The 13,964-nt window shown below is 69.2% G+C and carries 13 protein-coding genes and 1 other annotated feature; of the genes, 3 read left to right on the plus strand and 10 right to left on the minus strand.

All coding sequences use genetic code 11. The features are described from left to right. Positions 1–30: 30 nt before the first annotated feature. Positions 31–83: a sequence feature (sul1 is cis-regulatory element that is thought to sense ions involved in sulfur or methionine metabolism; They are found in Alphaproteobacteria), on the plus strand. Positions 84–152: 69 nt separating this feature from the next. Beyond that, positions 153–1,637, plus strand: a complete 1,485-nt coding sequence (locus tag IEX88_RS05060; protein ID WP_188849490.1) for a SulP family inorganic anion transporter — start codon at positions 153–155, stop codon at positions 1,635–1,637. Positions 1,638–1,668: 31 nt separating this feature from the next. On the opposite strand, the gene IEX88_RS05065 is transcribed toward IEX88_RS05060, so the two are convergent. From IEX88_RS05065 to IEX88_RS05100, 8 genes are all read right to left on the minus strand, one after another. Beyond that, complete coding sequence (locus IEX88_RS05065; protein ID WP_188849491.1) at positions 1,669–2,046, minus strand: periplasmic heavy metal sensor; 378 nt, start codon at positions 2,044–2,046, stop codon at positions 1,669–1,671. A gap of 2 nt (positions 2,047–2,048) precedes the next feature. Next, on the minus strand, positions 2,049–2,522 hold the full coding sequence (locus IEX88_RS05070; protein ID WP_188849492.1) for a hypothetical protein: 474 nt from the start codon (positions 2,520–2,522) through the stop codon (positions 2,049–2,051). Positions 2,523–2,524: 2 nt separating this feature from the next. Beyond that, positions 2,525–3,172: an RNA polymerase sigma factor gene (locus IEX88_RS05075; protein ID WP_188849493.1), complete on the minus strand. Its 648-nt coding sequence runs from the start codon at positions 3,170–3,172 to the stop codon at positions 2,525–2,527. A 67-nt stretch (positions 3,173–3,239) separates the two neighbouring features. Beyond that, the gene (locus IEX88_RS05080; RefSeq protein WP_188849494.1) at positions 3,240–3,542 is read right to left on the minus strand and encodes a hypothetical protein; all 303 of its coding nucleotides are present in this window, start codon (positions 3,540–3,542) and stop codon (positions 3,240–3,242) included. Positions 3,543–3,586: 44 nt separating this feature from the next. Beyond that, positions 3,587–4,021 carry an EF-hand domain-containing protein gene (locus IEX88_RS05085; protein WP_188849495.1) on the minus strand — a complete coding sequence of 145 codons (435 nt, stop codon included), beginning with the start codon at positions 4,019–4,021 and terminating at the stop codon, positions 3,587–3,589. A 97-nt stretch (positions 4,022–4,118) separates the two neighbouring features. Then, positions 4,119–6,641: a ligase-associated DNA damage response DEXH box helicase gene (locus IEX88_RS05090; RefSeq protein WP_188849496.1), complete on the minus strand. Its 2,523-nt coding sequence runs from the start codon at positions 6,639–6,641 to the stop codon at positions 4,119–4,121. 41 nt (positions 6,642–6,682) lie between these two features. Next, positions 6,683–7,336 (minus strand): YitT family protein, encoded by a 654-nt coding sequence (locus tag IEX88_RS05095; RefSeq protein WP_188849497.1) that lies wholly within the window; start codon positions 7,334–7,336, stop codon positions 6,683–6,685. Between the two features lie 352 nt (positions 7,337–7,688). After that, on the minus strand, positions 7,689–8,612 hold the full coding sequence (locus tag IEX88_RS05100) for a class I SAM-dependent DNA methyltransferase (protein WP_188849498.1): 924 nt from the start codon (positions 8,610–8,612) through the stop codon (positions 7,689–7,691). A 226-nt stretch (positions 8,613–8,838) separates the two neighbouring features. Here IEX88_RS05100 and IEX88_RS05105 point away from each other — a divergent pair, with 226 nt between their 5' ends. After that, a complete protein-coding gene (locus IEX88_RS05105) occupies positions 8,839–9,516 on the plus strand; it encodes an MFS transporter permease (protein WP_188849499.1) in 678 nt (225 codons plus the stop codon). A gap of 185 nt (positions 9,517–9,701) precedes the next feature. Here IEX88_RS05105 and IEX88_RS05110 read toward each other — a convergent pair whose 3' ends face one another. Beyond that, positions 9,702–10,700 (minus strand): SDR family oxidoreductase, encoded by a 999-nt coding sequence (locus IEX88_RS05110; protein ID WP_188849500.1) that lies wholly within the window; start codon positions 10,698–10,700, stop codon positions 9,702–9,704. Between the two features lie 182 nt (positions 10,701–10,882). On the opposite strand from IEX88_RS05110, the gene IEX88_RS05115 reads away from it, so the two are divergent. Further along, positions 10,883–11,893: a ligase-associated DNA damage response exonuclease gene (locus IEX88_RS05115; RefSeq protein WP_188849820.1), complete on the plus strand. Its 1,011-nt coding sequence runs from the start codon at positions 10,883–10,885 to the stop codon at positions 11,891–11,893. Here the strand turns inward: IEX88_RS05115 and IEX88_RS05120 are convergent. Then, positions 11,872–13,827 (minus strand): potassium/proton antiporter, encoded by a 1,956-nt coding sequence (locus IEX88_RS05120; protein WP_188849501.1) that lies wholly within the window; start codon positions 13,825–13,827, stop codon positions 11,872–11,874. The genes IEX88_RS05115 and IEX88_RS05120 overlap by 22 nt on opposite strands. Positions 13,828–13,964 lie beyond the last annotated feature (137 nt).

Raw genomic sequence — 13,964 nt, forward strand, 5'->3', positions numbered from 1 at the left:
GGTGCCGAAACGGCGATGCCTTGCCGGCACAATGGACCCGCCTCGCCGGGTGGCTATGCCGGGCGCCGATCCCCCGGCCCATTTTAGACGACCCCTTCCGCCGCCACGGCCTCAAGGCCTGTCCGCGCGTCGTCCAGATGTCAGATGTCTCGATGTTCAATGCTACCGACCTGAAAGCCGAATGGCTCGGCAATATTCGGGGCGACCTGCTCGCGGGCCTCGTCGTCGCTTTGGCCCTCATTCCCGAGGCCATCGCCTTTTCCATCATCGCCGGCGTCGATCCGAAGGTCGGCCTCTACGCCTCCTTCTCCATCGCCGTCCTCACCGCCATCTTCGGCGGCCGCCCCGGCATGATCTCCGCGGCCACCGCGGCGACCGCCGTGCTGATGGTCACGCTGGTGCGCGATTACGGGCTGAACTACCTCTTCGCCGCGACCATCCTCGCGGGCCTCCTGCAGATGCTGGCGGGCGTCCTCAGGCTCGGCAATCTCATGCGCTTCGTCTCACGCTCGGTGATGACCGGCTTCGTCAACGCCCTCGCCATCCTGATCTTCCTGGCGCAGCTGCCGGAGCTGATCGGCGTGCCGGGGATGACCTACGTCCTCGTCGCCGTGGCGCTCGCCATCATCTACGGGCTGCCGCTCGTCACCAAAGCGGTGCCGTCGCCGCTGGTCGCCATCGTCGTCGTCACCATTGCGGCGGTCCTCCTGCAGATCGACGTGCGCACCGTCGGCGACATGGGCGCGCTGCCCTCGACCCTGCCGAGCTTCCTTCTGCCGGACGTGCCCTTCACCCTCGACACGTTGATGATCATCCTGCCCTATTCCGCCGGCATCGCGCTGGTCGGCCTCCTGGAATCGCTGATGACGGCCGCCGTCGTCGACGACCTCACCGACACCCCGTCGGACAAGAATCGCGAATGCGTCGGCCAGGGCATCGGCAATTTCGTCACCGGCTTCTTCGGCGGCATGGCCGGCTGCGCGATGATCGGCCAGTCCGGCATCAATGTCCGCTCGGGCGGTCGCGGCCGGCTGTCCTGCTTTGCCGCCGGCGTTTTCCTCTTGATCCTGATCGTCGGCCTCGGCGACCTCGTCGCCATCATTCCGATGGCCGCCCTCGTCGCGGTGATGATCATGGTCTCGATCGGCACCTTCGACTGGGGCTCGATCCGCAATGTGGTCACCCATCCCCGCCGTTCCTCGGTGGTGATGCTGGCGACCGTGATCATCGTCGTGTGGACGCACAACCTCGCCATTGGCGTCTTCGTCGGCGTGCTCCTGTCCGGCCTGTTCTTCGCCTCGAAGATCGCGCAGATCTTCGCCATTTCCTCCTCTCTGTCGGAAGACGGCCGGGCGCGGACCTACCGTGTCGAGGGTCAGGTCTTCTTCGCCTCGGCGCAGGAATTCATCGCCGCCTTCGACTTTTCGGAGAAGCTGGAGCGCGTCGTCATCGACGTGTCGGCCGCCCATATCTGGGACCTCACCGGCGTCGGCGCCCTCGACAAGGTGGTGCTGAAATTCCAGCGGCGCGGCGTCGCGGCCGAGGTGATCGGCCTCAACGCCGCCAGCGAGACGCTCGTCGACCGTCTCTCCGTCCAGGGCAAGCCCGGCGCCATGGACGCGCTGACGGCACACTGAGGAGCGCCGCCCTTCTGCGGGAGGGCGCCGCTCAGGGCGTGGCCTTCGCTGCGGCCAGCATGGCGGCGTGAACGCGCTGCTGCAGCGCCGTCGTCTTGGCATCGACGGTCTGCATCGCGGTCTCGGCGGCCGCGGCATCGAAGGGCCTGGCCTCCAGCGCCGCCCGCATGGCCTGGCGCGCGTCGCGCAACTCGCGCAGCGCCGCCAGAAGCGCGCGCCGGTCGGCGACGAACGCGGCGCGCATCGCCTTTCGAAGCGGCGGCGAATAGCCTCCGAGGGCGCCGGTGACGAAGGACATGGCCGCTGCCTCGGCACGCCAGGTCTTGAGAGCGTAGCCCGCGCCGACGAAATTGGCCGTCAGCGACAGCAGCAGGGCAACCGCAAGAAGCGGGACGAGCCATCGGCGCATGGCTAGAGGCCCTCCGGCGGCAGGGCCGCCTCGCCCGGGAAGGCCGCATCGGCAATCCCGCGACCCTCCGCTATGGCGACGAAGAGGGCGTCGGTCCCCGCGGCCTCGTCGGGCGCGAGGCCGTAGCCGCCGGCCATGGCGAGAAGCGCCCATCCGAGCGCGGTCCCGGCGAGCGTGGCCGGTGCGAGCCAGCGGCCGGCCCAGGCATCCAGCTGCTCGCCCCATTGCGCGGCGCGGGACCGGCGCTTGGCTGCGGCGGCTGCCCGGATGACGCCGAGGAGGATCGCGGTTTCGTGCGCGGGAACGGTCACGGCGCTGCTGACGAGGTCGGCGATACGCCGATCGGCCGCCAGCCGGGCGTGCACCGCCTGGTCCTCCGCGACGAGGCGAAGCGCCGCCGACCGATGCTGCTCCGGCCAGGCGTCGATGTCCGGACCATGGCGCAGCAGAAGATCGTCGAAACTCTGGGCGTCCATCATCATGCTCCTGATCGGGGGACGGGTGGGTCGAGGCGCTCGCGCAAGGTCCGGCGGGCCCGCACCAGCAATTGTTCGAGGGCGCCCACGCCGATTCCCAGGGCCGCCGCCGCCCCGGCATTGTCGAGATCGCCGGAGGCGGTCAAGAGCAGGGCCATACGCTGGCGCGCCGGCAGGGCGGCGATCGCGGCCCGGGTCCGCTCCAGCGCATCCCGGCTCTCGGTCTGCCGCAAGGCGTCGGGGGCCTCGCTCGGCAACTCCTCCTCGCGCAGCCCGAGTCCGACAAAGGCGCGGAAGGCGCGGCGGCGGCGGCGGTCGATGCAGCGGCTGACGGCGATCCCGTAGAGCCAGGTCGACACGCTGGCCGCCTCCGGTCGATAGCGCCCGGCCTCGCGCCAGGCCTGAAAGAAAACGTCCTGCACCACTTCCTCCGCGTCCGCAGCGTTGTCCAGAGAGCGCTGGCAAAAGCTGCGCAGCCCGCCTCCGTAGCGGGAGACGAGCTGCGCCAGGGCACCCTGGTCGCCGGCGGCCATGCGGCGAACCGCCGAGGCTTCGGGTGCCGCGGGCCGGACGGGGACCGTGCGGGCGGGAAGGGGGTGGTTCCCGCCGACACTGCCCGGCCCGTTTCGGTTGCTGGAATCGTCCGGCATCTCTCGCTCGCGCGTCGCAGGAGGGCCGAACGTCATCGGCTCGAAAAGGCGGCCTGCCCGGCCGAGACTAGCGGAACCAGCGTGTGGTGCGAACCACGGTGGGGCCGCCCCGGACATGGACGACGCCGACCCGTCGCACCGGCGCCGGCCGGACCAGCACGGTACGGGCGGCGACATAGCTGCGGCCTTCCGGTCCGGTGGCGGTGACGCGCCGGTAGCAGCGGTCGATGACGCCCGCCACGCAGCCGGAGGAGACGGCATAGCTGCCGCCATGCGGTCCGAGATAGACGCGGTCCGCGGCGCTGGCGGGCAGGGAAAGCAGGGCCAGAAATCCGCCGGCGGCGGCCCATGCGGCAAGATGCGGCTTCATTGGAGGGCTCCAGGTGGTGGGTCGAGAGAAAGCGGCCGCTTCGGTCAGCGGCTGCCGAAGGCGTCCCGGGCGGCCGCAAGCTCGTCCTTGTCGAGCCGGCCGTCGCGGTCCTTGTCGGCGAGATCGAACAGGGCCGGTACGCGCACGAACTCGGCGCGCGAGATCTTGCCGTCGCCGTTCGCATCGCGCTTTTCCATGCGGTTCTCGGCCACGGTCATCGCCGCGTCGAGGCGGCGGGCGACGCGCTCGCGCGCGATCTCGATCTCGTCGCTGTCGAGGGCGCCGTCGCGGTTGGCATCGAGCCGGACGAAGCGATTGGCCATCGCCGTCTCGAACTCGCCGCGGTCGACGCCGCCGTCCTGATTGGTATCGAGGTGCTGCAGCAGTCGGCCCTGGAGAGGGCCTGCCGCAGCCGTGCCGGCCCCGATGGACAGGGCGGCAAGGGTGGCAAGCGTGGTGGCGAGGCAAAGGCGGGTCATCGACGGGGCTCCACGGTCAGGATCGGATGCCGTCTTCGGCTTCCTGACCGTGATACGCAGCTCGCGGACTTTCCCTACGCGCTGCGGCGAAGTTTTTTCAGCTCAGCGCCTGCTCGATCAGCTGTGCCTCGGCCGCGATCGACAGGAGCTCGTCGCGCGCCTCGCCAACGATGCTCTCGCGACCGATCTCCAACATGATCGGCACGGCGAGCGGCGAGATCTCGGGTAGATCCTGGTGGACGATGTGGTGTTTGATGCGCGCGAGGAGGTCGGAGACGCGCTGGACGTCGAGGAGGCCCGAGGCCGCGTCCGCCCAGGTCGCCTGCATCAGGATGTGGTCGGGCTCGTGCGCGCGCAGCACGTCGTAGACGAGGTCGGCGGAGACCGTCACTTGGCGGCCGGTCTTCTCCTGGCCGGGATGGCGCCGGTCGATCAGCCCGGCGATCACGGCGCACTGCCGGAACGTGCGCTTCAGGAGGTAGGAGTCCGCCATCCAGGCGTCGAGGTCGTCGCCCAGCATGTCCTCGTCGAACAGCCCGTCGAGCGACAGCGACCCGTCCTTGATCATCGCGCCGAGATCGCCAAGGCCCCAGACCGACAGCGCGTAGTCGGTGGCGACGAAGCCGAGAGGTTTGGCCCGCGCCCGCTCCAGCCGGCGGGTGAGGAGCATGCCGAGCGTCTGGTGCGCGGCCCGTCCCTCGAAGCAGTAGGCGACCATGAAGAAGCGTTTTCCCGCCGGAAAAGTCTCGATCAGCAGCTGGTCGGCGCGCGGGATGATCGACTTGCGCTGCTGGATCGCCAGCCAGTCGCCGACCTGCGGCGGCAGCGAGCCCCAGCGCGCGGGATCGGCGAGGATGTCGCGCACCTGCTCGGCGAGATAGGTGGTCAGCGGGAATTTCGCGCCGGCATAGGAGGGCACCTGCGGATCCTCCGACACGGTCTTGGTGACGAGACAGGTGTTTTCCACGATGCCCTCGAAGCGCAGCACCAGGCCGGCGAAGAGAAACGTGTCGCCGGGCCGCAGCATCTCCAAAAAACCCTCCTCGATCTTGCCGAGGACCGAGCCGCCGCGTGCCATCGCCGCGGGCGTCTTGCGCCGGATCAGCCGGACGGTCAGCGATTCCGCCTCGATAATCGTGCCGGCATTCATCCGGTACTGCTGCGCGATGCGCGGATGGCTGATGCGCCAGGTGCCGTCCTCGGTGAGGACGATCTTGGCGTAGCGCTCGTAGACGCGCAGCGAATAGCCGCCGGTGGCGACGAAATCGACGACGCGGTCGAAGGTCGCGCGATCGAGGCCGCGATAGGGCGCGGCCGAGGTGATCTCGGCATAGAGGTCGTCGGCGCGGAAGGGCTCGGCGCAGGCCATGCCGAGCACGTGTTGGGCGAGTACGTCGAGCCCGCCGTTGCGTAAGGGGGGCGTGTCCTGGTCGCCGAGATAGTTGGCGTCGAGGGCCGCCTGGCACTCCATCACCTCGAAACGGTTGGCCGGCACCAGGATCGCCTTCGACGGCTCGTCCATGCGGTGGTTGGAGCGGCCGATGCGCTGGGCGAGGCGCGAGGCGCCCTTCGGCGCGCCGATATGGACGACGAGGTCGACATCGCCCCAGTCGATGCCGAGATCGAGCGTCGAGGTGGCGACCACGGCGCGCAGCTTTCCCGCCGCCATCGCCGCCTCGACCTTGCGCCGCTGCTGGACGTCGAGCGAGCCGTGATGCAACGCGATCGGCAGCGTCTCCTCGTTGATCTGCCACAGCTCCTGGAAAAGCCGCTCGGCCTGATTGCGGGTGTTGACGAAGAGCAGCGTCATCTTGTGCGCCTGGATCGCCTCGTAGACCTCGGGCATGGCGTAGCGCGCCGTGTGCCCCTGCCAGGGCACGCGCTCCTTCGACTGCAGGATCGCGATATCGGGCTTGGCGCCGCCGGCCACCGTGATGAGATCGGCGAGCGGCGAGGCGCCTAGCCTTTGGCCGACCAGCCATTCCCGCAGGTCGTCCGGCTCCGACACCGTTGCCGACAGGCCGATCGTCTGCAGATCGGGCTGCAGCTGGCGCAGCCGGGCGAGCCCCAGCGCCAGGAGCTGCCCGCGCTTTGACGTCACCAGCGAGTGCAGCTCGTCGAAGACGACGTAGCGCAGGTCCGAAAAGAAGGTGCGGGCGTCCTTGCTTGCGATCAGCAGCGCCAGCTGCTCGGGCGTCGTCAAAAGGATGTCCGGCGGTTTCAGCTTCTGGCGCTGGCGTTTGGCCTGGCTGGTGTCGCCGGTGCGCGTCTCCAGCGTCACCTTGATGCCGATCTCGGCGACGGGGGCGGAGAGATTGCGCTCGATGTCGGTGGCGAGTGCCTTCAGCGGCGAGATGTAGAGCGTGTGGATGCCGCGCGGCCGCGTCCCCGGCTTCACCCGTCCGCGCCGGGTGAGGTCGACCAGCGCGGGGAGGAAGCCGGCCAGCGTCTTGCCCGCGCCCGTCGGCGCGATCAGGAGCACCGACGCCCCGGCCTCGGCCCGGGCGAGAAGATCCATCTGATGCGGCCGCGGCGCCCAGCCTTTTGCGGCGAACCAGTCACGGAAGGGCGCCGGCAGGGCCGCGAGGTCGGACGGGTCGGGGTCGGGGGCGAGCTGCACCTGCCTGAAGTAAGGCGCGCTGGCCCTGCCGCCAAGGACGCTCACATCGCGATATAGCGGTCCGCCCGGTGGTTGATGGCGAGGAACAGGTTCAGGACGACGACGCCGAGGATGGAAAAGGCGATGGACGTGGGATCGGCGACGGTGAAGGAGAGGGCGAGGACAGAGAGGTCGATGGCGAGCTGGGTGATCCCGGCGCGCCAGCGAAAACGGTCCTGCAGGTAGAGCGCTAGGATGCCGACGCCGCCGAGGCTGGTGCGGTGGCGGAACAGGGCGAGCAGGCCAAAGCCCATCAGGAGGCCGCCGAGCACGGCGCCGGTGGTGCGGTCGACCGTGCCGAAGGCGAAGAGGGCGGGCTGAACGGCGGTCAGGAGCGAGAGCAGTGCGACGGCGATGAAGGTCTTGACGGTGAAGGCGAGGCCCATGCGGCGGATGGCGAGGAAGTAGAAGGGGAGGTTCACGACGAAGAACAGCAGGCCGAAATTCACCCCCGTCGCATAGTGCAGGATGAAGGCGAGCCCCGCCGTTCCGCCGGTGAGGAAGCCGAGATGGGCGAGGATGGCGATGCCGAGCGCGGTCAGCACGGTGCCGGTGAAGAGGCCCTGCGCGTCCTCCAGGGGCGTGTGCCGCGTCGCGGTCGCCTGCCAGTTGCCGAAGCCGCGCAGGCGCTTGCGGGCGATCGTCTCGTCGGCCATTTCCAGGATCTCTTCGTTCTCGGGGCGTCGTGCTGCAGGTGCGAAGACGATAGCCGAGCCCGGCTTCGCGAGCCAGAGAGGGCTTTGTTGTGATCGGGGCGAGGGGAGCCGATCAGGATTGTTGCGCAGATTTACCCGCCGCGCTCTACGCCGCCCCCCTCTGTCCTGCCGGACATCTCCCCCTCAAGGGGGGAGGTCGGCCAGGCTTTGACATCGATGCGTGCTCGACCGGCTGGCGATAAAGCCGCCCCATCGACGCGCCTGATCTCCCCCCTTGAGGGGGAGATGGCCGGCAGGCCAGAGGGGGGTGCCTCGTGCCAAGGGGGGCAAATCTCGCGCCCGCGAAAACTCCTCAGACCGCCCCCAAAGCACCTCGTTCAAACACCAGCAGAAACCCGTCCAGCGGAATGCCGCGATCCCGGCGCAGCATGACGCGCGACTGGTGGCCGAGGGTGAACCCGGCCTCGGTGCCGAGCCTGCAGGCCGCATCGAGCCGGTGGGCGAAGCGCAGGGAGGGCAGAAGCAAATACGGCTCGTCGCCGTCATGCGCCTCCAGCGACAGCGCAAACAGCCCGCCTGGGGCCAGCATGGTGGCGACGGAGAGGAGGATCGCCCGGAGGTCGCCGACATAGTTCAGCACGTCTGCGGCGGTGACGAGGTCGAAAGCCTGCGGCGCCGGCGCCAGCGCGGTGATGTCGGCCTCGGCGAGGCTGTCGTAGATCTTCTTGCGCCGCGCCTTGTGCAGCATGCCGGGCGAGAGGTCGACACCGTTGAGGACATCGGCGACGGGCCGCAGCTGCTCGCCCATCAGTCCCGTGCCGCAGCCGAGATCGAGCGCGCGGGCAAACCGACGCCCGGGCCCGGCGACCGTCTGCAGCGCGGCGAAAAGCTGCTCGGGCACGCGGTAGCCGAGGCGGTCGACGAGCGCGGTCTCGAAGCGCTCGGCATACTGGTCGAACAGGCCGCGGACGAAGGCCGCCGGCATGGTCTGCGGCATCGGGGCGGCACCCAGCGCGGCGAGCTTCAGCCCGGCGCCCTCGCGGTCGCCAGGGTCGATTGTCAGCGCCTTGCCATAGGCCAGGATCGCCGCCTCGACGGCGCCGGCCTTTTCGAGATAGCCGCCGACCGCCACCCAGCCGGCGACCCAGAGCGGCGCCAGATCCAGTGCCTGCCGCATCAGGTCCGCCGCCGCGCCGAAATCGCCCGCGCCCGACAGCTGCAAGGCGTAGTCGGCACGGCGATCGGCGAGCGCTTCGCCGGACGAGGAGAGGGTCATGTCAGGGGCTCCGAGGAAGCCGGGATATGCGCCCGAAAAGGTCGGCACTCAAGCGGCAAATCTTCGCGGCGGGGCTACCGGACTGCAGAGAGGAGTCCCCTGCGCATTGCCGCGCCGGTAGCGGCAATGTGTGCCGCCGCGGGCGACATCCGCACGGGACAGGCGCGAGATGGTCTGGAGGTTGGCCGCCGTGGCCTGTAGCCTGTCGGGCCAGACCGGAGTTCCCATGGACTTTATGAATCTTCTGAAATCGGTCGAGGCCCTCCTCTACGAGGTCGTCTCCTGGCTGGTGTTCTACCCGCTGACCCTCTGGCGCTGCCTGCGCCATCCCCTGAGGATGATGGAAGAGGTGCAGAGCGAACTGGCCCAGCCGCCGCAGGAGCAGTTCGCGGACGGGCTCAGTCCGCCGATCTTCCTGTTCCTGACCATCGTCATCGCCCACGGCATCGACCTCGGCTTCTCCTCCAAGACCGTGGCGCTCGGCGGCATCTTCGCCGACCCGCGCAATCTCCTGATCTTCCGAGCCGTCTCCTTCAGCCTGCTGCCGCTTCTCCTGGCGGTGCAGGCGGTCCGCGCGCCCGGCCAGAGATTGACGCGGACCAGCCTGCGGCCGCCCTTCTACAGCCAGTGCCTGATTGCCGCGCCCTTCATCCTGTCGCTCGACCTCGCCATGACGGCCGGCCATGGCCGCAGCGAGACGGCGTTCTGGCTGGGCTGTGCGATCTTCCTCGGCGGCCTCGTCTGGTATCTGGCGGTGCTCACGGAGTGGTTCGCGATCGACCGCGCCACGCGCCGGCACTGGGCCTTCGGCCGCGCCCTGCTGTCCGTGTTGGTCGGAGCGCTGGTGCTGCTCGGCGTCCTTCTCCTCGTCGCCCTGTCGTTGGGGCTCGCCCGGCTCGATTGAGCCGCTGGAGCTGCTGGCGACCTCCGGCTGTTGCCGGCGCCGGCAGGCCAGAGGCGCCCGGCGCTCTCGGCAGGCCTCGCGTGGTCGAAGGCTCAGGCTTAACCCGAGTACAGAAGGCCGCCCCTCGGGACGGCCTCCTGACAGTTTCTTCCGGTGAATCGGCGGGCGCCTTCAAGCCTGCCGCGTCATGCCGGCTGTCCGTTGCCGCCCGTGGCGCCAAAGATCTGTCCGGTCGAGAAGCTCAGCAGGGGGTCGGCCGCCGCGACGTAGAGCCCGGCGATTTCGGCCGGCTGGCCGGCGCGCCCGAGCGGCCCGTCGCTGCCGAAAGTGCGCAGCTTCTCCACCGTCGCGCCGCCGCTGATCTGCAGGGGCGTCCAGAACGGGCCGGGCGCCACGGCGTTGACGCGGATGCCCTTCGGCGCCAGCTGCTTGGCCATGCCCTTGGCGAAGTTGAGCACCGCTGCGCGCGTCATCGCATAGTCGATGAGGTCGGCCGACGGGCTCCCGGCCTGCTCGGACGAGGTGTTGACGATCACCGCGCCCGCCTGCATCCGGGCGACGGCGGCCTTGGTCAGCCAGAACGGCGCGTAGACATTGGTCTTCATCGTGTCGTCGAGGTCCTGCGACGAGATGGAGGCGATGTCCGGGCGGGTCTGCTGGCGGGCCGCATTGTTGACGAGGATGTCCAGGCCGCCGAGCTGGTCCGCCGCCTGGTCGACGAGGCTTTGGCAGAAGGCCTCGTCGCGAAGGTCGCCGGGGATCGCGACGGCCTTGCGGCCTTCCGCCTCGATCAGGGCGATGACCTCGCGGGCATCGGGCTCCTCCACGGGCAGGTAGTTGATGGCGACGTCCGCGCCCTCCCGCGCATAGGCGATGGCGGCGGCACGGCCGATGCCGCTGTCGCCGCCGGTGATAAGGGCCTTCTTGCCCGCCAGCCGGCCGGAACCCTTGTAGCTCGTCTCGCCATGATCGGGACGCGGGTTCATCTTCGACGCCAGGCCCGGCCAGGGCTGCATGTCGGTGGGATAAGGCGGCTTGGGATAGGCACCCGCGGCCGGTGTCGTCGGGGCGGTGACGGGCGGGCTGGACTGCGCGGCGGCACCCTTGCTCGCGCCGAGGGTGGCGGCGGCGGTCGCGGTCAGGGCAGCCCCGGCCAGGAAGGTACGGCGATTGGTGTCGGTCATGACATGTCTCTCCTTGTTCGAAATGGCAAAGCCGGTGCCGGGCGGGTTCGTTCCTGGCCGGCGGACAATCGGTCGGCGATATCGTCCGCCGCCCAAAGGTCCCCGACCACGCCGCCGAGCTCACCGGCCCCCGGGATGGGATGCTGGTCTCCCGGCCTTCCGCACCTATCTCCCTGCCGATGCTGCGCCCCGAAGATCTCCTCCGCCCGACGCCCGAAGGCCTCTACTGCCCGCCCGGCGATTTCCACATCGATCCGGTGAAGCCGGTGGCGCGGGCGCTGATCACGCACGGCCATGCCGACCATGCCCGCCCCGGCAATACGGCCGTCATGGCGACGGCCGAGACGCTGGACATCATGGCCATCCGCTACGGCGAGGATTTTTGTGAGACGCGTCAGGTCGCCGTCATCGGCGAGCGGCTCGACATCGCCGGCGTCACCGTCTCCTTCCATCCGGCCGGCCATGTGCTGGGCTCGGCGCAGATCGCGGTGGAGAAGGGCGGGCTGAGGATCGTCGCCTCGGGCGACTACAAGCGCAGTTCAGACCCGACCTGCGCCGGCTTCGAGCCGGTGCCCTGCGATGTCTTCATCACCGAGGCGACCTTCGGCCTGCCGGTCTTCCGCCACCCCACGGGACAGGCGGAGATCATCCGGCTGATCCGCTCGACCGAGCAGTTTCCCGAACGCGCCCATCTCGTCGGCGCCTATGCGCTGGGCAAGGCGCAGCGCGTCATCAAGCTCCTGCGCGACGAGGGCTACGACCGGCCGATCTACATCCACGGTGCCCTGAAGAAGCTCTGCGACTACTACCAGACGCAAGGCATCGACCTCGGCGACCTCCGGCCGGCGACGGTCGAGGGCGGCGACAAGGGCGTCTTCGCCGGCGCGGTGATCGTCGGCACGCCGTCCGCCTTCGCCGACAAATGGGCGCGGCGCTTTCCCGATCCGCTCGCCTGCTTCGCCTCGGGCTGGATGCAGGTGCGCCAGCGCGCCCGTCAGCGCGGCGTCGAGTTGCCGCTGATCATTTCCGACCATGGCGACTGGGACGAGCTGACGGAGACGATCGCCGAGCTCGGGCCGTCCGAGGTCTGGGTCACGCATGGCCGCGAGGAGGCGCTGGTGCGCTGGTGCGCGCTCCGCGGCCTGCCGGCCCGGCCGCTGCACCTCGTCGGCTACGAGGACGAGGGCGACTGAGCCTTGGCCGGCGCGGCGACATCGGAATCGGACGGGTCCATCAGCGGCGCGGCGAGATCGTCGCTGCCGGTGGTGCCCATCAGCACGTTGCGCGCCTCGGCCCTGTCGCCCCGCTGCTCGAGCTTGCCGGCCTTGCGCAGGCGCCGCTTTTCCAGATGCGCTCTGGCCAGCTTGACGATGTCGCGGATGTTGAGAAACAGCGGGATGTTGGTCCGGCCGCCTTCGGGCTCGAGCGACAGGCCGGCGCTGGTGATCAGGCCGTTGTCATCGGTGTCGCGCACGATCAGTTCGACCGGTCCGAGGCCGACCCGATCGCCATATTCCGCCCGTCCGCCGAGACGCGTGGTCATCAGCTCGGCGATGGTGACGTCGCCGATGTCGTCGGCAAGGCCGATGCCGTAGGCCGCATCCAGGACTTTTGCCGGCTTCGATGGATCGATGGTGAACTCGCCGAAGAAATCGGCGTCGTCCGGCTCGAAGGGCACGGTGCTGGCGAACAGGCGGTCGAGCAGGCGGGGATAGCGCGGCGCGATGAACAGGTAGACGTAATCGCCGGCCCGCAGCGGCCCGGCATACTGGTAGCGCATCGACTTGCCGTCGCGGATCACCAGCGCTGGCCTTGCCCAGCGCGGCACCCGCTCGCCGCGCGCCACCGGGCTGTCGGGGACGACGCGGTAGGAGAGGAGCTCGTGCGAGGCGGTGCCCGGCAGTTCGAGCTCGACCTTCTCCACCGGCCCGATGCGCTTCGGCACGATCAGCCCGAGCCTGTTGGCGAGGAAGCCGATCGTCCAGCCCTGCACCATCAGCGACGCCAGCACGATGATGAAGGCGACGTTGAACAGCAGGTGGTCGCCGTCGATGCCGCCGAGCAGCGGCAGGATAGCCAAGAGGATCGACACCGCGCCGCGCAGGCCGACCCAGGAGATGAAGGCGGTCTCGCGCGGATTGAAGTCGAAGGGCAGCATCGACAGCCAGACCGCCGCGGGCCGGGCGATGAAGATCAGAAAAGCGGCAAGGCCGAGCGCCGGCAGCGCGATCTCGCCGAACTGCGAGGGCGTCGCCAGCAGGCCGAGCACCAGGAACATGATGATCTGGGCGAGCCAGGTCATGCCGTCCTGGAACTGCTTCAGCGAGGCGTGCGAGCGGATGCGGCTGTTGCCGGCATAGAGGCCCGCGACGTAGACGGCGAGGAAGCCCGACCCGTCGATCGCGCCGGTGACCGAAAAGACCAGCAGCGACAGAGCGAGGGTGAAGATCGGCGTCAGCCCGCGCTCGAGCTTCAGCCGGTTGACGAGGAAGCGGATCATCCAGCCGCCGGCGAGGCCGAGGATCAGGCCGAGCCCCATCTGCTTGATGAACAGGCCGAGCACGCCGAGGCCGATATCGTCGACGTCGCCGCCGGCCGCGATGATCTCGACCAGCGCGATGGTCATGAAGATCGCCATCGGATCGTTCGATCCCGATTCGACTTCCAGCGTCGAGCGGACGCGGTCGCGGATGTTGATGCCGCCGATGCGCAGGAGGAAGAACACCGCCGCCGCATCGGTCGAGCCGACGATCGAGCCGAGCAGCACCCCCTGCAGCCACGAAATGTCCAGGAGATACCAGGCGGCGGTGCCAAACAGCACGGCCGTGATCGGCACGCCGAGCGTCGCCAACGTCAGCGCGGGCAGGGCGGCCTGCCGGAAAGAAGCCAGCGACGTGCCGAAGCCCGAGTCGAACAGGATCACCGACAGCGCGATCGAGCCGATGAAATAGGCGAGCGGGGCATTGTCGAAGGAGAGGCCGAGCCCGTCGACGCCGGCGAGCAGGCCGATCGACAGGAAGAGCAAGAGAAGGGGAGCGCCGAAGCGCAGGGCCAGGAGACTCGAGAAGGCAGCAACCAGCACCAGCACCGTTCCGACGAGAATGGCGAGATACATGGATTCATACATCTACGAGCGACCTTGCTGCGTCTCGAGGGTGGCGAGCCTGCCTCGACGGCCCGGTGGGAGCATTGCAGCAGGGGCCTGTGCCCTTAGCAAGGCAACGATCCTGGCTGGTCCCGGGTCACCTGGGCAGGGTGCGGGCC

Source organism: Aureimonas glaciei, assembly GCF_014643375.1.
In the GTDB taxonomy this organism is placed as follows: Bacteria; Pseudomonadota; Alphaproteobacteria; order Rhizobiales; family Rhizobiaceae; genus Plantimonas; species Plantimonas glaciei.